Below are 24,177 nucleotides of genomic sequence, written 5' to 3'. Positions count from 1 at the left end.
GTATGTCTTTTTTGTTTGAAACAAAAATAATGGAGAAAAGTGGGATTAGTAGTTGCAAATGAAAACACTTCTCATTTATTATTGGCGTACTTTAATTGTGCTAACCGATGAGCTTGATAGTTTGTTTCGTATCATCTCTTCGAGGTAAATAGATTTAATGAGTCAAGTTGCTGCTCCCATGACACCACCACCGTCAAATCAGATGAAAAAGAAAGTCGTTTCTATTCTGGCGGCGGTTCTGGTTGGACACGTGGGTCTTTTATGGGCAGTCAGCCAGATGAAAGCACCTGAACTGAAACCAGTCGATAAAGAGCCTCTAAAAGTCCGTTTCGTCAAACTTCAGGAAGCACCAAAACCTTTACTACCGAAGCCAAAGCCGCCAGAGCCTAAACAAGAGCCAACAAAGCCGAAAGAAGTTAAAATTGTAGAAAAACCGCTGCCACCGCCACCCAAAAAAGTAGAAAAAATTGAGCAGGTGAAGAAAGCAGAAACGCCTAAACCTGTTACTGCACCGCCAGTTGAAGCCAAACCGGCACCAAGCCCAGTGGTTCCTGCGGTCGTGACTGAAACTAAAAAAGTAGCACCTGCACCTGTGCCGGTTGCGCCACCAGCACCTGTCGCACCGCCGGCTCCACCTGCTCCGCCAGCACCAAAAAGTGTTGCAATTGGCGGCGGCGTATCGTGGCAGCGTGCACCAAAAGTGTCGCTCTCGGCAGGAGAGTTAAAATCAGCCTGTTCATTGATGGTGGATGTATCTGCAAATGAGCAGGGGAAAGTGGTCTCTGCGACCGCACGAAATTCGAGTTGTAGTCCGGCCGTTACGCGCAAAGTTGAATCAGCGGTACGTCGTGCACAACTGACCAAATATATTGAAAATGGTGTGGCTTATCCAACCCGAGTGGAACAGCCTTTCGATTTTCAGATTACCAAATAACGGCTAACCCATTAGGAGTTCGAATATGAACTTTTCAGTTTATTGGCAACATGCTGATGCAGTCAGTAAGACACTGTATTTCGTGTTATTGGCAATGTCGATTGCGACATGGACCATTTTTGTGCTGCGTTTAATGGGCACTCGCCAACTTAAACAGATTGCCTATGCTCAATTATCTAAAGCATTAGGACAATTGAAAAATAAAATGACTCCTTTGGCATTTGAACAACGTAAAGCTGTAGCTGAGCAGGCTTTATTGCGTCAGATCGCATTAGAAAAAGGCAATGCAGAAAAAGGTGTATCCGTCCTAGGTACCATCGCTTCAATTTCACCCTTTGTCGGTCTATTCGGTACAGTATGGGGGATCTTTCACGCACTGGTTGCCGTGGGTAAGAGTGGTCAGGCAGGTCTGGCACAAGTAGCGACTCCAGTGGGTGAAGCGCTAATCATGACCGGTCTGGGTCTGGCTGTGGCAATTCCTGCAGTACTTGCATATAACATCTGTGTACGTGTTAACCGTACTTTAAGCAATGAATTGCAAGACCATGCGCATAGCTTATTGATTGATACCATGTTGCAACAGGATTCTTCTGCAAAGAAGGCTGATGCAAAAGTAGCACAAGACAGTTTAGTTGGAGGTCAAGCTTAATGGCTTTTCAATTGGGTGAAGACAACGATACAGGCATGAATGAGATGAACCTCATTCCTTTGATCGACATCATGTTGGTATTGATGATCATCTTTCTGGTGACAGCGACCGTTGCGAACCCATCAATTCCATTAACTTTGCCGCAAACCACTGCAGAAATTATTGACCTACCACCTGAAAATGTCACCATTAGCATCAATGCCAAAGGTGATGTAGCGTGGAATGGCGATGTACTGACCCTGGATCAACTTGAAACCCGTTTCAATGAGGCGAGCCAGGCACAGCGTCAACCGACCATCGTATTGAAAGCAGATAAAGAATCACGTTATGACACTGTTGCTCAAGTGATGTCACGCGCGAGTGGAGCCGGACTCAGCGATATTGCCTTTGCAACCGATAATTAATTTTTTGCTCTCAAATAAAAAAGCGACTGATCTCAGTCGCTTTTTTATTGCCTTAATTTAATAGGGCATATGATCAAGCAGAATCCAGTCTAATGAGTTTTAAGCAGCGTCATAAACTTGTGTTGTAATTTATTCAGCTTGGGCGGAATCGCAAAATTACAGTAACCCTGATTCGGATTCTTGGCAAAGAAATTCTGATGATATTCTTCGGCAGGATAGAAAGTCGGTGCAGGGCTAAGTTCAGTCACAATATTCAGCCCTTCAGCTTTTAATGAATCTATTGTGAGCTGTGCAGTTTCTTTTTGCTCATCATTAAAATAATAAATCACAGAACGATATTGCGTGCCGACATCATTGCCCTGACGGTTTAATGTCGTTGGATCATGGGTTGCGAAAAAAACTTCGAGCAACTGACTATACGTAATCTGATTTTCATCAAAATCGATCAGGATCACTTCGGCATGATTGGTATCACCGCCACAGACTTGCTCATAGGTCGGATTAGGATTTTGTCCGCCCGCATAGCCACTGACGACCTTCTGTACGCCCTGAAGCTGTAAAAATACTGCTTCGGTACACCAAAAACATCCACCACCAAATAGTGCTTGTTGCATGGTTAAGTCCTCATCATTGTAGAGTGCTGATTATTGAATGTTCATATGAGTATGAAAGATATAAAGCCTGCACGACACAGGCTTTTTGTAGTCAAAACTTAGCGAGGCTGTACTGCACTTTCTAACTGAATGAGTAAATTGCCATGACGGTCCATTAATTTCAGGGTTTTACCGTAGACCTGATAATGGGTCACTTTGCTCAGTGCCTCCTTAAATTTTTGATCCAGACCGTCATTATCCAGACAAGCCATTTCGGTACTCGCCATCTGGCTTAAGTTGAGAGTATCTTTACCGGCAGTGTAGCTGCCCATGATACGGTTACAGCCATCTGCGCCAGACACGCGTTGAGTCACTGCATCGAATTGCAGACTTGGAATATTGCGTGCTGTCGGTGCTGTAGTAATTTCGGTATTACCAATCTGGTTCACAATCCAGGTACGATTTTGCAGGAGCTGTAAATTATTTTCAGTTTTGACTGATGAGGTACTAGGTACAGTTTCACAACCCGACATTGCAAAGACTGAACCTAAAATCATGATTGCTGTTAATTTTTTTAGCATGAGAGAGACTCTAATTCTGAGTTAGCTATTTGTATATAAACAAAAAAATTAAATATATGCCAGTTGATTTTGTATCTTTCTTTAAGTTAGATAACTTGGAAAATTATCTGGAATTCGACTCAGGTAGGCCTTGACGCAGGCGTTGTGAATACTCCTGACTGGAGATCTGACCGGTATCTCTAACTCGTGGATTAACATGTGCACGCTGATACCAGGTTTGTATATCCCAGCGTTGATCTAGCGCTTTTAAATCATATAAATAATCAGGTAAATACCCAGAAGCCAGCAAGCGGTAATCTGAAGGAAGCTGTTGTTGAGATACTGCCTGAGCCATATCAAAGACCAGAGTCGTGCAGTTACTGCTCAGGGTGTTATACCATTTAGGCTCTTTGGCCAGTTCATCAGCTTTACGCAGATATTCTTTAAATAGGGCTTGAGCTTCTGCTTGTGGCATTTTTAACGGAAAAAAATAGACCTGCTCGCCACGAATATTGCTACGCGTATATACAATGTCTTTTTCATCTGAGGCGACCAGACTTAGTTCATATTTTCGGAAGAAGCCGCCAATGGCAGAAAATTTCTCATTCTTTTCTTTGCGAATTTCGATCGAGAAGGCGAGTGGTTTCTGATTGGCAAAATCAAAACTGACCAGCGTATGGGCAATTTTAGGCCCCATCCAGTAAGAGGTAATGATGTTTACTCCGGTAATGTCGTTCAGGTCAAAACTCCGGCTTTCCCAGCGTTCGGTATATTGCCCCTCTGCTTGCCAGTCAAAATTACGGATATTGTGCAAGGTGACTTGATTGCCTTGCTGCTCATAGGAGAGCAGTCGGGAAACTTCAGGATTCCAGTCACGATCCTGACGAGGCTCCATGCTTAAATAAGCCAGTAAGCTGAACAGAAAGGCCAGCAAATAAAGCACTGTATCCACCTGTCGGGAAATCAGATGCTTGGTGAAATAAATGCCCAAGACCACACAGGCAAACACAAGCCAGAGACCAACCAGAATGATGCTGCCAATTTTGCCCAAGGGTTGTTGTACCCAGAGCATCAGGCTCAGCCAAAGGCTTGAACACAGGACAAATACACTAAACAGACTCCCTAATAACCACAGGCTCCAATGCTTTTCTGAATTGTCTTGTCCTTGCATGTTCGATCTTTTATAGAAAATAGGCTTTATTTTCTGTATGTTGCGAACTCAAATGCAATACCGGTTTTGTCATCGATATGTTGTTCTGACGCAACTTTTTTGAACTCGGCCGGAATTTCCGGATAGTAGGCATGACCCTGTACATCCAGTTCAACATGGGTCAGTTCCAGACGATCAGCGATCTCCAGAGTCTGTTTAAAGATTTCACCGCCGCCAATGATAAAAATAGCATTCGGTTTTTCTGAAGCCTGCACATCGGCCACGGCTTGAGTCAAGGCATCTTCAATCGTATGCGCGACTTTGACGCCTTCAAAGGACCAGTCAGGATCGCGGGTAATCACCCAGTTCACACGTTTAGGCAGCGCACGGCCCATCGACTCAAGCGTTTTACGGCCCATGACAATTACGCCGCCTTGAGTGATTTCCTTAAAGTGCTTGAGATCTGTTGAGATATGCCAAGGCAGGTCATTGTCCTTACCAATACAGCGCTGCTGATCCATTGCCACGACATGAACGACTTCTAAATCCTGAAATGCCATACCCATACTCAAAAACAGATAAAAATTATTGCTATTAAAATGCAAAATCCCACTTTAAGCAAAGTGGGATTTGAATATTTTCCGGGGTTTAACAGGAATTAAACTGCAACTGGCGCTTTAATTCCTGGATGTGATTCATAACCCACAATTTCAATATCTTCAAATTTGAAATCAAACAGGTCTTTAACTTCAGGATTCAGTTTTAACTGGCATAGGCCTAAAGGCTCACGACTCAATTGAAGTTTGGCCTGTTCAAAATGATTGGCATATAGATGCGTATCACCACCCGTCCAGACAAAATCGCCTACATCCAGATCACACACCTGCGCAATCATATGAGTCAGCAGGGCATAGCTGGCAATATTAAACGGAACGCCAAGGAAAACGTCAGCACTACGTTGATAAAGCTGGCAAGACAATTTGCCATTATGTACAAAGAACTGGAACAGGGTATGGCAAGGCGGTAAAGCCACCTGACTCGCTTCATTCGGATTCCAGCCAGACACAATCAGACGGCGTGAATTTGGATTGGTCTTGATCTCATTGATCAGCCATTTGATCTGGTCAAAACCATCCTGATTGTAGCTGCCATCTGAATTTTGAGTGGCACCAAAATTACGCCATTGATGGCCATAGACTGGACCAAGTTCACCTTCTGGACGACCAAAGCGTGAGGTCTGTTCCGCAGTGGCCCATTCATCCCAGATGGTCACTTTATTATCCTGAAGATACTTTACATGGGTATCGCCTTTCAGGAACCACAGCAGTTCAATCACGATCGAACGGAAATGAACTTTTTTAGTGGTAAGTAAAGGGAAGCCCTTGGAAAGATCAAAGCGCATCTGATGACCAAATACCGAGCGTGTACCTGTGCCGGTACGGTCGCCTTTATCGCCGCCGTTGTCGAGGATATGTTGTAAAAGGTCAAGATATTGGCGCATAGGTCTCTCTTAAAATCTGTTGCAAATTGCTTTTCTTTGAATTGGGCAATTTAAAATTGCGCTCATCATAACATTTTTTTGAGCACTTCCGCATAGCAGTGAAAATGATTAAACATGAGAGAAAAGGGTATAAAAAAGCACCCATGATGGATGCTTTTTTATCATCTTTTTTTAAGCTGTTGGCTTACCGGTGTGTACCGTATGGATCAGATCGGACAGGTCATAACCCAGAGATTCAGCATAGGCCAGATAATCCTGTTTGGTTGCTTCATCTAGTGTCGGCTTACGATGCAGGAGCCATAGATATTTCATGTTTGGCTCACCAACCAAGGCGGTCTCATAGTTGTCATCCAGTTTGAGAATCCAGTAATCCCCTTTGGTAAAAGGTACCCAGCGCAAACCTTCAGGCAAGAAACTGACTTCCAGTTTGCCATGTTCCGCATCAACAATAGTGGCTTCCCCAATAGATTCATCCAGTTTGCCCGCACCATCTAGACAACGGTTCTGGACGCGGACTGTGCCATTTTCATTCAGGCTGTAGGCTGCGGAAATATCAGTACTGTCTTCAGGTTGGTGTTTCATAGGCAGACGGGCAATTTCGTACCAGATCCCTAAATATTGTTCTAAATTGAAATTTGAAATAGTCTTTACATCATGACTCATATTTTTCTTCCTCATCATCTCAATTTAAATTTACTAAATCAGCCTAATACGAGAGTTGTTAGCCGGAATGATGTAATCCTGTAGTGAAATGTTGACTTTATTATCGTGAGTAAAATTACAGATTTAGTCAGAAAGGCGCTCAAATATTGATTTAGAAATAGTCTGAGCAGAACTGCTAATTAGGGCGTGTCCTCATTTGGCTTTACACCAAATAAACATGCAAGCAATGTAAATCATAGACTGGTAATTTCGTGCAAGCTTATCAAATCGGGTTGCAATCGCTCGGAAATGCTTCAATCTCGCAAACACATTTTCAACTAAATGTCTTAATTTATATAGATATTTATCAAACTCCTTATTCGATCTTTTACTATTTGATCTCATTGGAATGATGGGAATCATATCCTTGTTCTGGGCATATATTCTAATGTGCTCAGCATCATACCCCTTATCAGCAATGAGATAAGTTGCCTCGCCTACAGTATCAATCAGTTGTTTTGCAACTTGACTGTCGTGGACGCCACCCCCAGTGATTTTAAAATCAATCGGTAATCCATTCGCGTCGGTTGCAAGATGTATTTTTGTTGTTCGTCCACCGCGTGATTGTCCAATTGCTCTTTCGAAACCATTCCGAGTTCCACTTGCATGTTGATGCACGCGTATGTAGCTTCCGTCAATGAATACCCATTCTTGATCCAAGACGCCTCGTAATCTAAAAAAAATTTATTCCACAATCCCTTGCTTGCCCAACGATTAAAACGATTATAAGCAGTTTGCCAAGGACAAAATTCTTGAGGAATATCACGCCATGTGGCGCCTGTACGCAGTTTCCATAAGATCGCTTCCATGATATTTCTACTATTCTTTGAACGGTAGCAACCATGTAATCGCATAGTATCTTGAATTTGCTGCCAGATATCATCGGTAAGAAGAGTACGTGCCATTGAAAATATAGAAATAAAAATAACTCAAAGGAGGATTTTAAGTATTTAAAACCAATTCTTCAAATGAGGACACGCCCTAATTTGAAAAGTAGTGAATTTATAACTTTTTTGTGAAAATTGTAAATTTTTTAAATCTAAAAGAAATAACAAGTTAAGTAAAATTAAATAAATGCGGAAAAATATATTTACATTTTTAACGTGAAAAGTAACATTTAACCGTCTAGTATTCACCGCGTGTTGAAGATTTGAAAGCCAAACTTACAGGCGAGGAGTACTTGGTCCAATATGATTTATGATCATCAAGTGAATATGAGCGAAGTGCATGCTCCTGTTCAAGCGAACGTCATAATTCGTTCCCAATCGGGACAAAATTCCAAACGTCAGCCTCAGCGCTATACCTCTGCGTCAGCTCGTAACAAAAACTCTGAATCTCGCAAGACTTTCGGTGCAATGAACGGCCAGCGTTTCGATATTGAAAAATTCACCAGCTACCTGCAAGGCATTACCCGCAGTACCAGTACACAGAAATGTGCACGCAGTATTCGCGTCGGATTGCAGTCTTCAGGTGCAAAAATTGTGAATCATCCTGTTGCCGCAGCTGACTGGGGTAACACCCTGCAGCAATTGGGCTATCGAAAAATCAACCTGTCTTTTGACCGTCCGAAAAAAGGTGATATCTATATTATCGACCGGACTTCACAGCATCAGTATGGTCATATTGCAGCGTATTCTGGTTCAGCCTGGGTTTCTGATTTTAAACAGAATGGCTATGCGGTCTATCGTAATTCCAATGTGAAATATACGTATTACCGTCTGGATTCCTATCTTTAAATCCGACGCTGAAAATTTCAGAACTTAAAAATGAAAGTCGCGAAATGGTTCAATCTTCGAAGCGTTTCGCACGTTGATTATAAATCGACACGATAAACAGTCCAATCGCCACAAAGCCTAAGCATTGTAGACCTAGCGCTACAGTTTCTCCGATCTCACCTGTTTTGGGTAAATAACCGATCAGGCTAATTACTGCCACAATCGGAATCGCCATCGTTAAAGCACGAAAACCTTCAGCATAAGGATTTTCAGGAGAAAGCTTTAATCTGAATTCACGCAAGACGTGCATCAGCATTCCAATCGCCAGACTGATTCCAACAAATATCGAACCCAGTTTCGTTACAGTCGATGCTATGTAAATTACGATACATACCGCAATAATAATGATGAGCTTGAGCTGACGATTGCAGTGTTCGGAATACCAGAATTCAAGCATGTGGTGAACCTGAATCCGGCTTGTTCTGATTAAGCAAAGACAGAGGCGAAAACAGGCAGATTGCCAAAGCCATAAAGGCAATTCCCTGAGCGCCTGGCAGCAAGATTTCACCCTGTTTCATGTTCATAAAAATCAGGCTGATTAATAAGGCAATCGGAATCCAGGTCAGGACACGATAGAACGGGCCAGTCGGATTTTTTGCTGCGAAATGAATTTTACAGTAACGACAAATCAGGAAAATAATTCCGGTACCGGCAAACATCAGGATGGCATCTAAAGGCAAAGGTTCCATCCAGTACAGACCTACGGCAATTGCAGCAATCACAACAAAGAACAGCAGTTTTTTTAGGATTGACACCTGCGGATTGAACCAGAACTCAAGCATGATGATGTATGAACAGAAAAGATAAAAAGCACTTTAGCATATTTTAAATATAAAAAAGCGAGGCAGAGGCCTCGCAATATTTATAAAAATTATACGTTATTTTTCTGTGGACCCCAGTCATAAACTTTCTTCTGATAGGCGTACCATAGCATCCACAGACCAATCAGGATCATTGGCAGGCTCAGGAATTGTCCTTTACTCATCCAGCCAATAAAGAGCTGACCATTATCCGGTTCACGGAAGAACTCGACGATAAAACGGGCCAGACCATAGCCGGTCAGGAATACCGCAGAAACCGCCATACGTGGACGTGGATTGCTACTGAACCACCACAGTACAATAAACAGAATCAGGCCTTCACAGAGCGCCTGATACAGTTGTGAGGGATGACGTACCAGTTGTAATGGATCAGTTGGGAAAATCATGCCCAAGGCAAAGTTTGGATCAGTCACTTGACGGCCATAGAGTTCACCACCAATAAAGTTACCGATCCGGCCAAACATCAGACCTGTCGGAACGCAGGGTGCAATAAAGTCTAGCGTCTGGAACCAGGCCATTTTGTATTTCTTGCACCACCATAACATTGCCAGGATTACGCCGAGGAAACCGCCGTGGAAACTCATGCCACCGGTCCAGATCTGGAACAGCCAGAGTGGGTTTTCCAAAAACTGAGAAAAACCGTAGAATAAAACATAACCAACCCGGCCGCCGATGATCACACCTAGCGCCCCAAAGAAAATCAGATCCGAGACCATATCTGGTGTCCAGCCGCGTTGTTTAGAGCGATAAGTCGCCAGTCCCCAGGCAAATAAAAAAGCCAAGAGATACATCAGTCCATACCAGTGGACTTGCAAAGGTCCGAGCGAAATTGCAACGGGATCTATGTTTGGATAGGTGAGCATTCCTGTTCCTTGTGATTCTGTTTTGCACAGATTTTAGCTGAAAGCGAAGAAAAATGTTGTACATTCAATGTGTAAAGATCGAGAGCATCAATTATGTGTATTGTGGCACTGGCTTGGCGGGTTCTGGATGAAACGCCATTATGTCTGATTTCAAATCGTGATGAGTTCTATCAACGTCCAACCCAGGCATTACATGAATGGGAGAACAGTCCGATTATTGCCGGGCAGGATCTTCAGTCTGGTGGTACCTGGATGGGTATAACGGTTTCAGGACGATGGGCAGTGATTACCAATTTCAGAGATGGTAATGACAAGAATAACTACCCAACTTCACGTGGACATATCATTCAGCATTTTCTGGAATCCGAATTGACACCTATCCGGTTTGCTCAAGAACTGGAAAAATGTCAATGTGATTATGCGGGCTTTAACCTGTTTGTCGGCGATCGAGAGCAGGCAGTCTATATGAGTAACCGTGGTGAGGCACCACAAGTACTAGCACATGGCGTGTATGTAGTGTCCAATGGCTTGCTCACGGAACATTGGGAAAAGACTCGACACCTGCGCAAGCGTTTTACCCAGGAATTTCTGCCCATGCTGCAGTATCCAAATATGCCTGAATCTGATCTTTATTATGCCGTTTGGGATATTCTGGAAGATGAACGCAAGATCATTCCGGAGTTGTTGCCGAAGACCGGGATTTCACATGAACTGGAACAGTTGTTGTCTTCAACCTTTATTCAAAGTCCGGCTTATGGCACGCGCTGTTCCAATTTCCTGAGAATGAAAACCGATGAGTGGCAGTGGCTGGAAAAATCCCAGCAGGGTGAAACAGCAGGACAGATCGTTGAACAAGTTATTCCGATTATTAGCTAAATAACAGTATTGGTGATGATATTTATAAAAAGATCAGTTTAAACAGTGAACTCTGAAAACAGATAGGTATGCTAGGATAAAGCCCATCTATCTACGCATTTTCAGCTTTCCTATGGCATTGCTCCTTCCGCTTATTTCATTTCTGATTGGATTCTGGGGCGTTCATTATTTAAAGTCGATCCGTCCATTCATGGCGGCCTTGCTGGCACGTCTTTTGATTCCCTTGATTGTCATTTACAACATGGTGTTTTATAAGCCGGGCAGTTTGTGGCTGATCGGTTTTAGTATCTTTAGCTCACTGTTTCTATTTGGCCTGTTCTTTCTTTTCTCCAAAGATAAATTGCGGGCATTATGTTTTAGTTATTTAAATGGGGTCTGGCTTGGCTTTCCTTTTGCCTTAGCTGTATTTGGTCCGGATGCCTTAAATACTATTGTTGCTCTTTATATTGGTGGTTCCTTATTTGGCAATGTCAGTGCAGTAGTGGCAGTCAGTGCTGAAAAACAGGCTCCCCAATTCATTATTAAAAATATGCTGAAATCCCCGCCAGTGATTGCGCTTTCTATTGCAGCGATTCTGTCCTTCTGGGATTTTAGTGCCTATGAAGCGCATCCGCTGATTCAATGGGGCTATGCAGCCAACAAGCTTCTAGTGACTTTTGCCGGTATGTGTATTCTGGGAATGTGGCTGAGTAAAGTCAGGATTCAACTGAGTGATTTAAAACGTAGTTTGATCTTGATCAGCGGTCGTTTTGTGCTGGCTCTAGGTCTGGCGGCAGGGGCTTATTTCTTGTTACCGATTCCACATCAAGCCCTGATTTATGCTGTGATGATGATGTATTTCCTGCTTCCACCCGCCGCGAATATTGTGGCACTGGAGACCCATTATCAGGGCACAGGTTATTCAGCCAAATATATCGCTTCAGGAACGATTGCGAGTTCAATTTTGATTGGAGTATATGGGGTGGTGGTGCATATGTTGGTACCGGGTTTATAAATTTAAAAGTTCTCTCTCCCTCTGGGAGAGAGTTAGAGAGAGGGTATAAAGTTTTTGGGTGGTGTTTCAAAAAGTATGCTGAAACAAAGCAGGTTGAATTTTGATAAAATAGAGAAATGCGAATAACTCTAGAAATCAAATGTCCAACCTGCCTCAGTGACAGTATAAAGAAAAATGGCATCAAAGTAGATGGGAAACAAAACTATCAGTGCAAAGACTGTAAACGTCAGTTTATTGGTGACCATGCTCTGAGCTATCTAGGATGTAATTCAGGCATTACTCGAAAAATATTACAGTTGATGGTCAGAGGTAGTGGTATACGAGATATCGCTGAAGTTGAGCGAATCAGTATCGGTAAAGTTTTACGTACTTTAACCGAATCGACCTACCAAATTCAGCCTAAACAAAGTCATTATGAGTCTCTTGAAGTTGATGAGTTTTGGACTTTCGTGGGAAATAAAAATAATAAACAATGGCTTATTTACGCCTACCATCGAGAAACAGGTGAGATTGTTGCTTATGTTTGGGGTAAAAGAGACTTAGCTACAGTTCAACGATTGAAGACAAAGCTTAAACAATTAGGTATTCACTACACCCGAATTGCAAGTGATCATTGGGACAGTTTCATCACTGCTTTTAAAAACTGCAAGCAAAGTATTGGTAAATTTTTTACTGTAGGTATTGAAGGTAATAATTGCAAAATAAGGCATCGAATTAGGCGCGGTTTTAGAAGGAGTTGTAATTTTTCAAAAAAGATTGAAAACCATTTTAAAGCTTTCGACTTAACCTTTTTTTACATCAATAATGGCTTCATTTAATGTCAGCATACTTTTTGAAACACCACCAGTTTTTGAAAGTCCTTCCTTTATTAGGGAAGGGATTGAGGAGGATTAAGTTCTTTGTAGAAATGAATGAGAATAAAAAGTAAGGGGTGAGATGGAAGAATCCCTCCCAACCTCCCTTTGAAAAAGGGAGGGCTCCTTCTCCCCAAGGGTGAGGGAATGACCTCTAACTCCCTCCTAAAAGGAGGGAGGACTCCTTTTAGGAATTAGATTTATTTTTCCAAACTCGCCTTAAACAGTTTCATCGCCTGACCACGATGGCTAATTTTATTTTTTTCTTCTTTGCTCAGTTCCGCACTAGAAGTTCCTAGTTCTGGTAACCAGAATAATGGATCATAACCAAAACCATTTTCACCGCGTGGTGCTTCCAGAATTTCACCTTTCCAGATGCCCTGGAAAATTTGTGGCAGTGGATCTTCAGCATGCTGGACTAAGGCCAGTACACACACAAACATACCTTCAATCGCTTCACCATCTTTGCGTAACGGTTTTAGTCTGTTTAAAAGCTTTTCATTATTGGCTGCATCATTGCCATGTTCACCGGCAAAACGGGCTGAATAAATTCCTGGCATACCACCGAGTACGGGCACACAAATTCCTGAGTCATCGGCAATGGCTGGTTTACCCGAAATTTTGGACGCATGACGCGCCTTGATAATGGCATTTTCTACGAAGCTTAAACCGTCTTCAATCGCATCTCCGATATTTAGCTTGCCTTGAGGAATCACTTCAACCGGTAGTTTAAGCTCGGCAAACATCTTTTCGAATTCTGCAATTTTGCCTTTGTTATTACTTGCTAATACCAGTGTGCCTTGGGATAACCAGTCAGTTGAAGTCATGTTGAATCTCGTTGTTGAACTTTAAGGGAGGGACTATTTTAACCTTGCTTGCCAATTTACGTGAAATAAACCGGTAATAAAAAAGCACCCGAAGGTGCTTTTAATTTTATCTATTTCTAAAACCTTGAGCCTTCATACAGTTATTAACCATATCTTCTCTATCCATTGCATCAATTTTGGCTAAGCCTAAATCATATTTACATTTTGCGAGAGCATTATCTGCTTCATATCTAGTTATGCCAGGCTTATTCCAAGTGTTGTAAGAAGTTGTTGAGACTGTACATGCGACTAATGGAAAAAATAACAGCAATGATGCATATCCCTTAAATTTTTTCATGTAAATTCCCTTTATAGGCTTTAGAAATAGTTTATTATTTTTAATATGTTACAGTTTTTTTAAAGTATAAAAAAAGCACCCGAAGGTGCTCTTTAAAAATTTTAGCTTATTGTGCCTGAATCCATTTGTCTGCACGGTCACGTGCCTGACGGATCTGTTCTTGGGTTAAGTTAGCTGCCAATGCAGTTTTCTTACCTTCAGATAAAGTAATCACTTTATTGTCCAGCATGCCATCGCGGGTAGAGAGTTCATACCACTGGTAAGCACCCATGTAGTTTTTCTTCTTTTCTTCCATCATGGCCAGATTGAAGCTGGCACGGTTATCACCACGGCTAGCTGCTTTTTCGAAGTACTGGCGAGCCAGTGTTTCATCTTTTTTGGTACCAATACCATCTGCCAGCATACGGCCAACATTCAGTTGAGCCACTGCCAGACCTTGGTCGGCAGCAGCTTTGTACCATGCAAAGGCCTGACGTTCATCTTTCTGGACGTCTTTGCCATATTGATATTTGGTTGCTAAATAAAATTGTGCACCAGGCTGACCCGCTTTAGCTGCTTTAGTCAGACTATGAATGTCCATTACTGAATATTGCGCTGCTTGGCTGGCCACAGAAGGCGTTGGTGCAACGTAATCGGCATGGGCCTGCATGCCAAAAAGTCCAGCCAGTAGCGTCGTACTTAATAATAATTTTTTCATAGAGCGCTCACTCGATAAATTGCGACTTCACCAAACAGATTTGGGAGATGTTTGCTAAGCAAACTATCTTCTTGATTCCCATTCACAGCGAGTCGATTAATAATTTTTATGTTGTTTTCCGCGCATAATGCTTCAAAGTCACGGAAAGTACATAGGTGAATGTTCGGGGTGTTATACCACATATAGGGTAAGGCTTCCGAAACCGGCATTTTCCCTTTTAATGCCAAGAAAGAACGAGTCTTCCAGTGCGCAAAGTTTGGAAAGGTAATAATGGCCTGTTTCCCTACACGCACCATGTCACGCAATAATACGTCTGGTGCATCTACAGCTTGCAAAGCCTGTGCCATCACCACATAGTCAAAAGACTGGTCAGCAAAACGGCTTAAACCGAGGTTTAAGTCCTGCTGGATGATATTTAACCCGCGACTGATCGCAATTGCAATCTTTTCTTGATCAATTTCTAATCCATATGCACGAATATTGTGCTTTTTGCTCATATGGGCCAGCAGTTCGCCATCACCACAACCGAGGTCGAGGATACGTGAACCGGGCTTGATCCATTTTTCAGCAAGTTGTTGGTCAATACGCATTACACAGCCTCCTTCGGTGTTGATCGCAGATGTTCTTCACCGCCCAGGAAGGCGCGCAAGGATTTTACATACAGAGGAATCGGGAACAGGAAGGAGTCATGGCCTTGCTCAGCATCAATATCCAGATAGCTGACAGGCTTATTATTGGTAATTAAGGCGTCTACGATTTCAACAGAACGTGAAGGTGAGAACCGCCAGTCTGTGGTAAATGAAACCACCAGGAACTTACATTTGGTTTGCGCCATCGCTTTGACCAGTGACTGCTGATATTCACGTGAAGGATCAAAGTAGTCTAGTGCTTTGGTCATGATCAGATAAGTATTGGCATCAAAGTTACGGCTAAACTGTTCACCCTGATAACGCAGGTAGCTTTCGACCTGGAATTCCACATCGAAGCCATACATGAATTTGCCAGATTTTAAATCACGGCCAAATTTCTGCTTCATGGCTTCCTCAGACAGATAGGTAATATGACCGACCATCCGTGCCAGAATCAGGCCTCGTTTTGGATAGCTGTCATTTTCTAGATAACGGCCATGATGGAAGTCCGGATCAGACAGAATCGACTGACGCGCGACTTCGTTAAAGGCAATATTTTGTGCAGACAGTTTCGGTGCACTGGCAATAATCACGCATTTTTGCAGACGGTCCGGATAATCTACCGACCATTGCAAGGCCTGCATGCCCCCGAGTGAGCCGCCAATGATGGAATACCACACATCAATCCCCAGACGGTCAGACAGCATCGCCTGAGTTTTCACCCAGTCACGCACAGTGACTAGCGGAAAGTCTGGACCATATGGGCGGTTATCATTTTCGGGATTAGGAGAGGTAGGACCAGTAGAACCATTACAACCGCCGATATTATTTAGCGCCACCACAAAGAATTTATTGGTATCGATTGCCTTACCCGGGCCAATACAGGCATCCCACCAGCCTGGTTTTTTATCATCTTCATGATGATAACCTGCAGCATGATGATGGCCAGACAGGGCATGGCAGATCAAAATGGCATTGGACTTATCGGCATTCAGTTCGCCATAAGTTTCTACCATCAGTTCAAAACGTGGGAGGATGCGACCGCATTCAAGCTCTAACGGCTGTTCGAATTGGAACTTTTGTGGGACAACAAGGCCCACTGAGTCAGCTGGAAAAGACACGGGAATGATTCGCCTTAAATCTTTAGTATGAATAAATAAAAGGATACCATTTGCAGGTATCCTTCTAAAGTCTTTTTACTGCTATGAATTATCGCTAATTCAAATACCGGGTTTAGACGGCAGCAGCAATCACCTGTTCAGTGCTTAACACATCCTGGTCGATCAGGCGGTTGGTACATGCAATAATCGCTTCAATTGAAGAGGTCACAATGTTATCGTGGACACCAGCACCAAAGGCGGATTTACCGGTACCTTTCACTTGAAGTTCAACCAATGCCAATGCTTTGGCATGTGCACCTGAGCTGATGCTACGTTCTTCATAGTTCAAGACGTCAATTGGCAATTGTAATGCATCCAAAATCGCAGAGATTGGACCGTTACCTTCACCACGTAAGCGCTGAGTTTCACCATTGACTTCAACATCTAGCTCAATCACCTGGTTGCCATTTTCATCTGACAATTTATAGTTCTTGGCAGCGTAATGTGCATCTTTAGCATCAACATACGTGTCTTTAAACAATGTCCAGATCGCTTGTGCTGAAATCTCAGTACCATCTTCATCGGTTTTTTGCTGTACGATTTGCGAGAATTCGATCTGTAAACGACGTGGTAAAGTCACGTTATAGTTCGATTCTAACAAGTAAGCGATACCACCTTTACCTGACTGTGAGTTCACGCGAATCACGGCGTCATAGTCACGGCCCAGGTCTTTCGGATCGATTGGCAAGTACGGCATATCCCAGATTTCTTCGTTTTTCTGGAATTCAAAACCTTTTTTGATTGCATCCTGGTGTGAACCAGAGAATGCAGTGAAGACCAAGTCACCCGCATATGGATGACGTGGGTGGACTGGCAAGCCAGTACATTCTTCAACAGTCGCAATGATTTCGTTGATGTTTGAGAAATCCAAGTTTGGTGCAACACCCTGGGTGTACATGTTTAAGGCAATTGCTGCCACGTCCACGTTACCGGTACGCTCACCATTACCGAATACACAACCTTCGACACGGTCAGCACCGGCCATGATCGCCAATTCAGACGCTGCGATCCCACAGCCACGGTCATTGTGACAGTGAACTGAAATGATCACGCCGTCACGACGCTCGATGTTACGGTGCATCCATTCCACTTGGTCGGCATACACGTTTGGTGTAGAGACTTCGACAGTGGCTGGCAAGTTCAAGATCACTTTGTTTTCTGGAGATGCTTCCCAGATTTCAGTCACAGCGTCGCAAACGTCTTTCGCCACTTCCAATTCAGTTGCAGAGAAACATTCAGGGCTGTACTGGAAAACAAATTCAGTTTCAGGCTGTTTTGCTGCGTATTCTTTCACTTTTTGCGCTGCATTAATCGCTAACTGTTTTGCACCTTCAACATCTACGTTCAACACTTTTTGACGGAAGGTTGGAGAGTTAGAGTTGTAGATATGCACGATTGCGCGTTTCGCACCTTGTAAAGATTCAAAAGTACGTGCGATCAAATGGTCACGTGCCTGAACCAGTACTTCAATGTAAACATCAGCCGGAATATGACCTTCTTCAATCAATTTACGGGTGAAGTCGAAATCAATTTGAGATGCAGAAGGGAAGCCGATTTCAATATGTTTGAAACCGATTTTTACCAACATCTGGAACATTTTGAACTTCTGCTCGATGTTCATTGGCTCGAAGATCGCCTGGTTACCATCACGCAGGTCAGTACTCATCCAGATTGGCGCTTTAGTGATTTCATTGTTCGGCCATTGACGGTCTGGTAAGTCCACACGTTGATACATGCGACGGTATTTTTTACTTGGATCAGCCAACATCATGAGAGAGCTCCTTAGGTAGCCTGGCAAATTCGCTTGGTGCAGCAGTTGCTCGGTCTACAGTATAGATTTTGTCTATATATTCGTTTACAGGCAGGTGTGGGTAAATAAGATCAATCCTGTATTTTTTAAAGTCTTGATCATCAGGATCGACCAGACACCTGCATGGTGAACCTATAAGATTAATTTTAGTCCAGAAAACGTGAAAAGTTTTTGCTTTTTCTATGGATTTTAGTCGTATGTTAATAAAGATTTTCTTATAAACTTTAAGAATTGAAAAATATTTTCACTTATTCTAAATATTGTATTTTATATTTTCTTAATTTGGACATAAAGCGTTATTTATTACGTTCAATTGTGCCACAACTCAGTATATTTTAATAAACAATAGATCCAGTTGTTTTTAAAGATCATTGAAGACAGAGCCTCTTTTAAAGTTCAGCCCATTTACGCATTAAATTATGATACAGGTTGGTCAGTTTCATAACTTCTGCATGCTGATCACCCAGCTGCATTCTCAAGTTTTGAATACTCTGATCCAGATTAAACAACATATGCCGCTCTGCATCATCCCTGATCATGCTTTGTACCCAAAAAAATGAAGCAATTCGACAACCGGAACTGATTGGCGTAACTTCATGCAGGCTGGTGGATGGATAAAGAATCATATCGCCGGCAGGCAATTTTACTTCGTGATAACCGTAAGTGTCTTCGACTACCAGTTCACCACCGACATATTCGTCCGGCTCGCTTAAAAAAACCGTACAGGATAAATCCGTTCTGAGGCGTTCACTGCTGCCGCGAATACGACGAATTGAATTGTCGACATGAAAGCCGAAAGATTCATTATTTTCATAGCGGTTAAAAAGCGGGGGAATAATATCCAGTGGAATCGCCGCCGATAAAAACAGAGCATGCTGTCCCAGCGATTCCAGAATAATATTGCTGAGATGATGAGTGAGTGAATGATCTTCAGGTAATTGCTGATTCTGTTTCACGGTGGCAGAGAGCGTACCCGCGGTAACCTTGCCATTGACCCACTCAATCTTATTCATCTCCTCACGGAAATATTGCACCTGTTCTTTGCTCAGTACATTTGGAATATGATGCAGCACGAGAAACCCCTGAATAATCGTCTTTTAAAAATAACATAGCCCCCATCAGGAGGCTATGCGGTTGCATTGAATTAATATTTAAAGTTGACTGCTAACACTGCACTACGTCCTTCTGCTTCAGTAGCATAGTGAGAAGCATAGGCTTTAGTGAAGTAACGTTTGTCAGAAAGGTTATTTACATTCAACTGTAAATCCACATTTTTGTTAACGTTATAACGCGCCATAGCATCGTAGCGTACATAAGATGGAGCCCATTTGATGTTTGCAACATCACCATAAACTTTGTCTGAATATACTGCACCACCACCCAAAGTTAATTGCGGCAATATCTTATAGGTAGTCCATAATGTTGCTGCTTGTTTAGGTACATTAGGCATTTGGTTGCCATTATAAATGGCATTATCTGTACAAGTTGCTGTTGAACCTGAACCACGGCATGATTTACCATTTTTTGTTAATTCACTATTAAGATAAGTATAACCTGCCGAAATATCCCATTTATCGGTAATTTGACCATTTAATCCTAATTCAACACCATCAACTTTACTTTCACCTACATTCGCATAAGTTGTTGGGTCAAGTTGTACACGAGTATTTTGTTTTTCAGTACGGAAGATCGCTGCTGTTAAATTCAAACGATCATTTAACAAGTCCCACTTAGTACCTAACTCGTAAGTTTGTGCTTCTTCTGGATCGATCATTTGGTTATTAGCATTTATGGTTTCGCTGTTATCTCCCCAACCAGCATTTAAGCCAACAGGACTGGCAGAGGTAGCATAACTTGCATAAATTGAACCATTTTCAACAGGTTTAAAGGTTATACCTGATTGATATGTAAAAAAGTCTGAATCATTGTTAGCTGTATATGCAGCAGCTGAAGATGTAGCACGAAAGTTTTGTGCAGCTTCAAACTTGTCCCAGCGCACACCAAGATCAAGTAACCATTGTGGTGTGATTTCAATACTATCTAATAAATATACAGAAGTGCTTTCAACCGTGGCATCAAAGTCTTGGCGGGCTTCTAGACGATCTAAAAATGGTTTTTGAGTTGGATTGTTTAGAGAAGTACACCAATTGCTTGAAAGGTCTTTACAGTCGCTGTAAAACCCAGTTGAGGAAACTTTGCCATCTTTACTGTTAATGATGTTATAACCACCTTTGTCAGTTTCTTGCTTGCTGTATTCAGCACCAACATTAAAGCTATGATTAATGGCACCTGTAGCAAATTTACCTATCAATGCTAATTGATTTGTAAAGGTATCGCTATCTGTGATGGCAGAGTTTTGACGATGCCATACTTGGCCATTAGCTACATTGCCTTTAGAATCATCAGGGTTTGTCCAGACATAATCATTTTTAGATTTGCTGTACATTGCAGTGTTTGTAACGGTTAGATTGTCAGTTAAATCATGTTCTAACTTGATTGTCCCTGCTTGGTTCTCTTGTTTTTGGAAGTCACGATCTTTCCAACCATAATAAACGCCTTGTTTTACTTCCGCAGGTTTACCTTGTGGTTTACCTAAACCAGCATCCCAATATGGTATACCTGAATCGGGAGTATCATCCGATTTTAAATAGTAATAACTTAAAGTTGCACGAGTAGGGGTGTCTAAGCCGAAAGTAATACTAGGGGCAATACCAGCACGTTTATATTCAGCACCATCAGATTGACCTGCTTTCTCATTCATGTGGCCCATAACGGCAACACGTGTAGCAATCCCATTGCCAAAATCTTTGTTGCCATCAAGCGTCACACGTGCGTAAGCATCTGTACCGCCAGCAATAGTACCTTCTAAAAAGTCACCTTTTTTGGCCACTTTAGAAATCATGTTGATGCTACCGCCAACAGTACCTGCACCACCCATAGCAGAAGCAGAACCTTTGGTGACTTCAACTTGTTCTATGGCAAACATTTCACGGTTTTGTGAGGTTGAATTACGAATACCATCTAAATACATTGAGCTTTCAGAGCTATAGCCACGGATAAATGGACGGTCGCCATTCGGGTTGCCGCCTTCACCCGCACCCAAGGTAATACCCGGTACAGTACGTAAAGCATCAGAAAGTGTAGTGACTTGAGTGTCTTCAATCAGTTGTTTAGAAATGACTGATACAGATTTAGGTGTATTCAGTAAGGGTGCAACAAATTTCTTATTTGCGGAATTATCTACTTTTAAACTTGGTGTCTGTTCAGCTTTAACTTCTTGATGAATAGTTTCGAGCTTGACCACATTTTCATCAGCCACAGCATTTACAGTTACGATCGAGAGGGAAGAGGCAATCGCCGATGAAACGAGTTTTTTACGTGATTTGATAAACGACATGTGGGAACCCGAAAAAAGCATAAAATTTATGTATGCGAATAATAATAATTCTTATTTAAATTAAGAATTACTTTTAGATAGGAAATGACGATTTTAAAAATTATATTAATTGCCTTTAGCGATGTTATAGTGTATCAAAATGTTTCTAAGTTAATGTATTTAAACTAAATCTGATTAATAGATTATTATCTTTACTTTTATTGAGATTATTAGAGTTTAAAAAAATTGAAGAAAAGATAAAGAAAAGTTTACTAAAAGCACTATAAAAATCCATAAATGCAGATTAAAGAGATGATCTGTCCAGTTTCAGTAATCAATATATCTATTCTTATTTGAGGAAAGGGATATTTAATCAAAGAAAAATGAATTTGACTGAATAAATTTGATTATTACAGCATTAATAAAGACGATTCAAGTATTGTGTTTTGTATATCTGCAAATGTTGTCATATAATGTGGCACATTTTTATAAACCTGTTATTACCAAATATATAGAGGAAGCCATGCAAGTAACTTCTGAAGCGGTTTCGGGCGTTGCCCGTCGTTTAAATGTTTCTGTACCGACGAGCCGTATTAATGAGCAATTTGAAGCTCGTTTAAAACGCACTGCTAAAACTGCGAAGATCAACGGCTTCCGTCCAGGTAAAGTACCTGTAAACGTAGTTCGTCGTGAATACGGCGCTGGTATCTACCAAGAAGTTGTCAACGACATCATTCGTGATACTGTTTTCGAAGCAATCCAACAAGAAAAAATTAACGCTGTTGGTATGCCAAATATCGAAAAAACTGAAATGAAAGACGACGCTTTAGTTTATGAAGCGACTGTTGAAGTTTATCCAGAAGTTGAAGTGAAATTCGAAGGTCTGGAAGTTGAACGTAAAGCGTCTGAAGTAAATGACAAAGACGTTGAGAAGATGATTGAAAATCTTCAAAAACAACGCGCGTCTTGGGCTGAAACTAAAGGCATGGCGAAAAAAGACATGCAAGTGACTTTCGACTTCGAAGGTACTGTTGATGGCGAAAAATTTGAAGGCGGCGCTGCGCAAGACTTTAAACTTGTTTTAGGTTCTGGCCGTATGATCCCTGGCTTCGAAGATGGTATCATCGGTATGAAGAAAGGCGAAGAGAAAGTGATCGATGTTACTTTCCCTGAAGATTACCAAGCTGAAAACCTTGCTGGTAAACAAGCTCAATTCAAAATCAATGTAAAACTTGTTGAAAAACAAAAACTTCCAGAAATTGATGCTGAATTCCTGAAAATCTTCGGTATTTCTGAAGAAGATGGCGTTGAAAAACTGAAAGCTGACGTTCGTAAAAACATGGAACGTGAAGTGAAAAACGGCCTGCGTAACCAGGTTAAAGGCGCAACTTTCGATGCACTTGTAGCTGCAAACGAAGTTGAACTTCCATCTGCAATGGTTGCTCAAGAAATTGACCGTCAACGTCAACAAATGATCCAGCAGTTCACTCAACAGTTCGGTGCTCAAGGCGCGAAAGCATTTGATTCAAGCATGCTTCCAGATGACCTGTTCAAAGAACAAGCTGAGAAATCAGTTAAACTTGGCGTATTGGTAAGCCGCATTCTTGCTGATGCGAAAATCGAAGTAGATCAAGCGCGCGTTGAAGCTTATATCGAAGATATGGCTTCTTCTTACGAAGATCCAAATGAAGTGATCGAATACTTCAAAAATGACAAGCAACAACGTGCTCAAATCGAAGCAGTTGTACTTGAAGACCAAGTTGTTGATCACATCCTAGCATCTGCTAAAGTGACTGATGCGACTGTAAGCTATGAAGACTTATTGAAAGAGCAACAAGCTCGTCAACAAGGCTAATTCAAGCTTTCCCTAAAAAGGCGCTTCGTGCGCCTTTTTTCATATTAGTAATTTCTTGACATATCTGATTTTCACAAAACTAATGCAAAAAATATGATGGAATTATTCGCGATTATTTTGCAATTTCATTGATTATCCCTCATATTGTGATTATGGATTAAGTCACAAAAATTTAGGAATAAATAAACCTATGTATGTTCCAACGATTGAAAACGCTTTAGTGCCAATGGTGGTAGAACAATCCTCTCGTGGTGAGCGTTCTTTTGATATTTATTCACGCCTTTTACGTGAGCGGGTAATTTTTCTGACAGGTGAAGTTGAAGACAATATGGCCAACCTGATCGTTGCGCAAATGTTGTTTTTAGAAGCTGAGAACCCAGATAAAGATATTCATTTATATATCAACTCACCGGGTGGTTCGGTGACTGCTGGCATGGCGATCTACGATACCATGCAGTTTATTAAACCGGATGTTGTGACTTACTGTATGGGTCAGGCAGCATCAATGGGCGCATTCCTGCTTAATGCAGGAACTAAAGGCAAACGTTATTGCCTTGAAAATGCACGTGTCATGATTCACCAGCCTTTGGGTGGTTTCAAAGGTCAGGCATCAGATATTGAAATTCACGCACGTGAAATTCTGTTCATTAAAGAACGTTTAAACCGTTTAATGGCTGAACATAGCGGTCAGGACTATGAAAAAGTGGCACGCGATACAGACCGTGACAACTTCATGACTGCTCAGCAAGCGAAAGAATACGGTCTTGTGGATGAAGTTCTAACGAAACGTCCATAAGTTTTAGAGATTGA

At 41.9% G+C, this 24,177-nt stretch carries 27 protein-coding genes; 9 read left to right on the top strand and 18 right to left on the bottom strand.

Annotated features, from left to right (window positions below):
* The first annotated feature begins 157 nt into the window (after positions 1 to 157).
* From C3F22_RS12350 to C3F22_RS12340, 3 genes are read left to right on the top strand one after another with little or no spacing between them, the layout of a single operon-like run.
* A complete protein-coding gene (locus C3F22_RS12350; protein ID WP_005232296.1) occupies positions 158 to 934 on the top strand; it encodes a hypothetical protein in 777 nt (258 codons plus the stop codon).
* 25 nt (positions 935 to 959) lie between these two features.
* Positions 960 to 1,583 (top strand): MotA/TolQ/ExbB proton channel family protein, encoded by a 624-nt coding sequence (locus C3F22_RS12345; protein ID WP_004781903.1) that lies wholly within the window; start codon positions 960 to 962, stop codon positions 1,581 to 1,583.
* Positions 1,583 to 1,987 carry an ExbD/TolR family protein gene (locus C3F22_RS12340; RefSeq protein WP_004781905.1) on the top strand — a complete coding sequence of 135 codons (405 nt, stop codon included), beginning with the start codon at positions 1,583 to 1,585 and terminating at the stop codon, positions 1,985 to 1,987. The genes C3F22_RS12345 and C3F22_RS12340 overlap by 1 nt, the downstream gene beginning before the upstream one ends.
* Before the next feature lie 89 nt (positions 1,988 to 2,076).
* On the opposite strand, the gene msrA is transcribed toward C3F22_RS12340, so the two are convergent.
* The 7 genes from msrA to C3F22_RS12305 form a co-directional block, all read right to left on the bottom strand.
* Positions 2,077 to 2,601 carry a peptide-methionine (S)-S-oxide reductase MsrA gene (gene msrA, locus C3F22_RS12335; RefSeq protein ID WP_004781907.1) on the bottom strand — a complete coding sequence of 175 codons (525 nt, stop codon included), beginning with the start codon at positions 2,599 to 2,601 and terminating at the stop codon, positions 2,077 to 2,079.
* A gap of 98 nt (positions 2,602 to 2,699) precedes the next feature.
* Entirely contained in the window at positions 2,700 to 3,161 is a 462-nt protein-coding gene (locus tag C3F22_RS12330) for an META domain-containing protein (RefSeq protein ID WP_005232292.1), read from the bottom strand.
* Between the two features lie 103 nt (positions 3,162 to 3,264).
* The gene (locus C3F22_RS12325; protein ID WP_104426631.1) at positions 3,265 to 4,311 is read right to left on the bottom strand and encodes a DUF4105 domain-containing protein; all 1,047 of its coding nucleotides are present in this window, start codon (positions 4,309 to 4,311) and stop codon (positions 3,265 to 3,267) included.
* Between the two features lie 26 nt (positions 4,312 to 4,337).
* Entirely contained in the window at positions 4,338 to 4,850 is a 513-nt protein-coding gene (gene dfrA40 / locus C3F22_RS12320; protein ID WP_004781911.1) for a trimethoprim-resistant dihydrofolate reductase DfrA40, read from the bottom strand.
* A 98-nt stretch (positions 4,851 to 4,948) separates the two neighbouring features.
* Positions 4,949 to 5,791 (bottom strand): thymidylate synthase, encoded by an 843-nt coding sequence (thyA, locus tag C3F22_RS12315; RefSeq protein WP_104426630.1) that lies wholly within the window; start codon positions 5,789 to 5,791, stop codon positions 4,949 to 4,951.
* Positions 5,792 to 5,962: 171 nt separating this feature from the next.
* Positions 5,963 to 6,454, bottom strand: a complete 492-nt coding sequence (locus C3F22_RS12310; RefSeq protein ID WP_004781957.1) for a lipocalin family protein — start codon at positions 6,452 to 6,454, stop codon at positions 5,963 to 5,965.
* Positions 6,455 to 6,646: 192 nt separating this feature from the next.
* Positions 6,647 to 7,398 (bottom strand): IS5 family transposase gene (locus tag C3F22_RS12305; protein ID WP_228127233.1). Its coding sequence is split into 2 segments (ribosomal slippage): positions 6,647 to 7,164 and positions 7,164 to 7,398, totalling 753 coding nucleotides; the frame shifts between segments, so codons are not numbered across the junction.
* A 285-nt stretch (positions 7,399 to 7,683) separates the two neighbouring features.
* On the opposite strand from C3F22_RS12305, the gene C3F22_RS12300 reads away from it, so the two are divergent.
* On the top strand, positions 7,684 to 8,229 hold the full coding sequence (locus C3F22_RS12300; RefSeq protein WP_004781961.1) for a CHAP domain-containing protein: 546 nt from the start codon (positions 7,684 to 7,686) through the stop codon (positions 8,227 to 8,229).
* A 49-nt stretch (positions 8,230 to 8,278) separates the two neighbouring features.
* Here C3F22_RS12300 and C3F22_RS12295 read toward each other — a convergent pair whose 3' ends face one another.
* The 3 genes from C3F22_RS12295 to lgt all read right to left on the bottom strand — a co-directional run bounded on the left by C3F22_RS12295 (position 8,279) and on the right by lgt (position 9,952).
* Positions 8,279 to 8,665, bottom strand: coding sequence for a hypothetical protein (locus tag C3F22_RS12295; protein WP_004781963.1), 387 nt, complete (start codon positions 8,663 to 8,665; stop codon positions 8,279 to 8,281).
* Positions 8,658 to 9,050 carry a hypothetical protein gene (locus C3F22_RS12290; RefSeq protein ID WP_004781964.1) on the bottom strand — a complete coding sequence of 131 codons (393 nt, stop codon included), beginning with the start codon at positions 9,048 to 9,050 and terminating at the stop codon, positions 8,658 to 8,660. Before C3F22_RS12290 ends, C3F22_RS12295 begins: the two co-directional genes overlap by 8 nt.
* 89 nt (positions 9,051 to 9,139) lie before the next feature.
* Positions 9,140 to 9,952: a prolipoprotein diacylglyceryl transferase gene (gene lgt / locus C3F22_RS12285; RefSeq protein WP_004781966.1), complete on the bottom strand. Its 813-nt coding sequence runs from the start codon at positions 9,950 to 9,952 to the stop codon at positions 9,140 to 9,142.
* A 93-nt stretch (positions 9,953 to 10,045) separates the two neighbouring features.
* On the opposite strand from lgt, the gene C3F22_RS12280 reads away from it, so the two are divergent.
* The 3 genes from C3F22_RS12280 (at position 10,046) to C3F22_RS12270 (ending at position 12,640) form a co-directional block, all read left to right on the top strand.
* Positions 10,046 to 10,828: an NRDE family protein gene (locus tag C3F22_RS12280; protein WP_004781968.1), complete on the top strand. Its 783-nt coding sequence runs from the start codon at positions 10,046 to 10,048 to the stop codon at positions 10,826 to 10,828.
* A gap of 112 nt (positions 10,829 to 10,940) precedes the next feature.
* Positions 10,941 to 11,822 carry a hypothetical protein gene (locus tag C3F22_RS12275; protein WP_004781969.1) on the top strand — a complete coding sequence of 294 codons (882 nt, stop codon included), beginning with the start codon at positions 10,941 to 10,943 and terminating at the stop codon, positions 11,820 to 11,822.
* Positions 11,823 to 11,938: 116 nt separating this feature from the next.
* A complete protein-coding gene (locus tag C3F22_RS12270) occupies positions 11,939 to 12,640 on the top strand; it encodes an IS1-like element ISPa14 family transposase (RefSeq protein ID WP_001223318.1) in 702 nt (233 codons plus the stop codon).
* A 236-nt stretch (positions 12,641 to 12,876) separates the two neighbouring features.
* Here the strand turns inward: C3F22_RS12270 and rdgB are convergent, their stop codons facing one another.
* From rdgB to C3F22_RS12230, 8 genes are all read right to left on the bottom strand, one after another.
* Positions 12,877 to 13,503, bottom strand: coding sequence for an RdgB/HAM1 family non-canonical purine NTP pyrophosphatase (gene rdgB / locus C3F22_RS12265; RefSeq protein ID WP_004781971.1), 627 nt, complete (start codon positions 13,501 to 13,503; stop codon positions 12,877 to 12,879).
* A gap of 106 nt (positions 13,504 to 13,609) precedes the next feature.
* On the bottom strand, positions 13,610 to 13,840 hold the full coding sequence (locus tag C3F22_RS12260; protein ID WP_004781972.1) for a hypothetical protein: 231 nt from the start codon (positions 13,838 to 13,840) through the stop codon (positions 13,610 to 13,612).
* A 106-nt stretch (positions 13,841 to 13,946) separates the two neighbouring features.
* A complete protein-coding gene (locus tag C3F22_RS12255; RefSeq protein ID WP_004781974.1) occupies positions 13,947 to 14,537 on the bottom strand; it encodes a tetratricopeptide repeat protein in 591 nt (196 codons plus the stop codon).
* A complete protein-coding gene (gene metW, locus C3F22_RS12250) occupies positions 14,534 to 15,127 on the bottom strand; it encodes a methionine biosynthesis protein MetW (RefSeq protein ID WP_004781976.1) in 594 nt (197 codons plus the stop codon). The genes C3F22_RS12255 and metW overlap by 4 nt, the downstream gene beginning before the upstream one ends.
* On the bottom strand, positions 15,127 to 16,287 hold the full coding sequence (gene metX, locus C3F22_RS12245; RefSeq protein ID WP_004781977.1) for a homoserine O-succinyltransferase MetX: 1,161 nt from the start codon (positions 16,285 to 16,287) through the stop codon (positions 15,127 to 15,129). The genes metW and metX overlap by 1 nt, the downstream gene beginning before the upstream one ends.
* Before the next feature lie 112 nt (positions 16,288 to 16,399).
* Positions 16,400 to 18,097 carry a 2-isopropylmalate synthase gene (leuA, locus tag C3F22_RS12240; RefSeq protein ID WP_034169885.1) on the bottom strand — a complete coding sequence of 566 codons (1,698 nt, stop codon included), beginning with the start codon at positions 18,095 to 18,097 and terminating at the stop codon, positions 16,400 to 16,402.
* 428 nt (positions 18,098 to 18,525) lie between these two features.
* Positions 18,526 to 19,209 carry a Fe2+-dependent dioxygenase gene (locus tag C3F22_RS12235; protein WP_004781981.1) on the bottom strand — a complete coding sequence of 228 codons (684 nt, stop codon included), beginning with the start codon at positions 19,207 to 19,209 and terminating at the stop codon, positions 18,526 to 18,528.
* Between the two features lie 71 nt (positions 19,210 to 19,280).
* The gene (locus C3F22_RS12230) at positions 19,281 to 21,533 is read right to left on the bottom strand and encodes a TonB-dependent receptor (RefSeq protein ID WP_104426629.1); all 2,253 of its coding nucleotides are present in this window, start codon (positions 21,531 to 21,533) and stop codon (positions 19,281 to 19,283) included.
* Positions 21,534 to 22,035: 502 nt separating this feature from the next.
* Between C3F22_RS12230 and tig the strand changes: the two genes are divergently transcribed.
* Positions 22,036 to 23,367 (top strand): trigger factor, encoded by a 1,332-nt coding sequence (tig, locus tag C3F22_RS12225; RefSeq protein ID WP_005232218.1) that lies wholly within the window; start codon positions 22,036 to 22,038, stop codon positions 23,365 to 23,367.
* Between the two features lie 190 nt (positions 23,368 to 23,557).
* Positions 23,558 to 24,163, top strand: a complete 606-nt coding sequence (gene clpP, locus C3F22_RS12220; protein WP_004781985.1) for an ATP-dependent Clp endopeptidase proteolytic subunit ClpP — start codon at positions 23,558 to 23,560, stop codon at positions 24,161 to 24,163.
* Positions 24,164 to 24,177: the final 14 nt, after the last annotated feature.

This window comes from Acinetobacter sp. ACNIH1, assembly GCF_002934695.1.
GTDB classification, from domain to species: domain Bacteria; phylum Pseudomonadota; class Gammaproteobacteria; order Pseudomonadales; family Moraxellaceae; genus Acinetobacter; species Acinetobacter variabilis.
The sequence above is the reverse complement of the archived record's forward strand: the minus strand, read 5'-3'. Positions and strand labels throughout refer to the sequence as shown.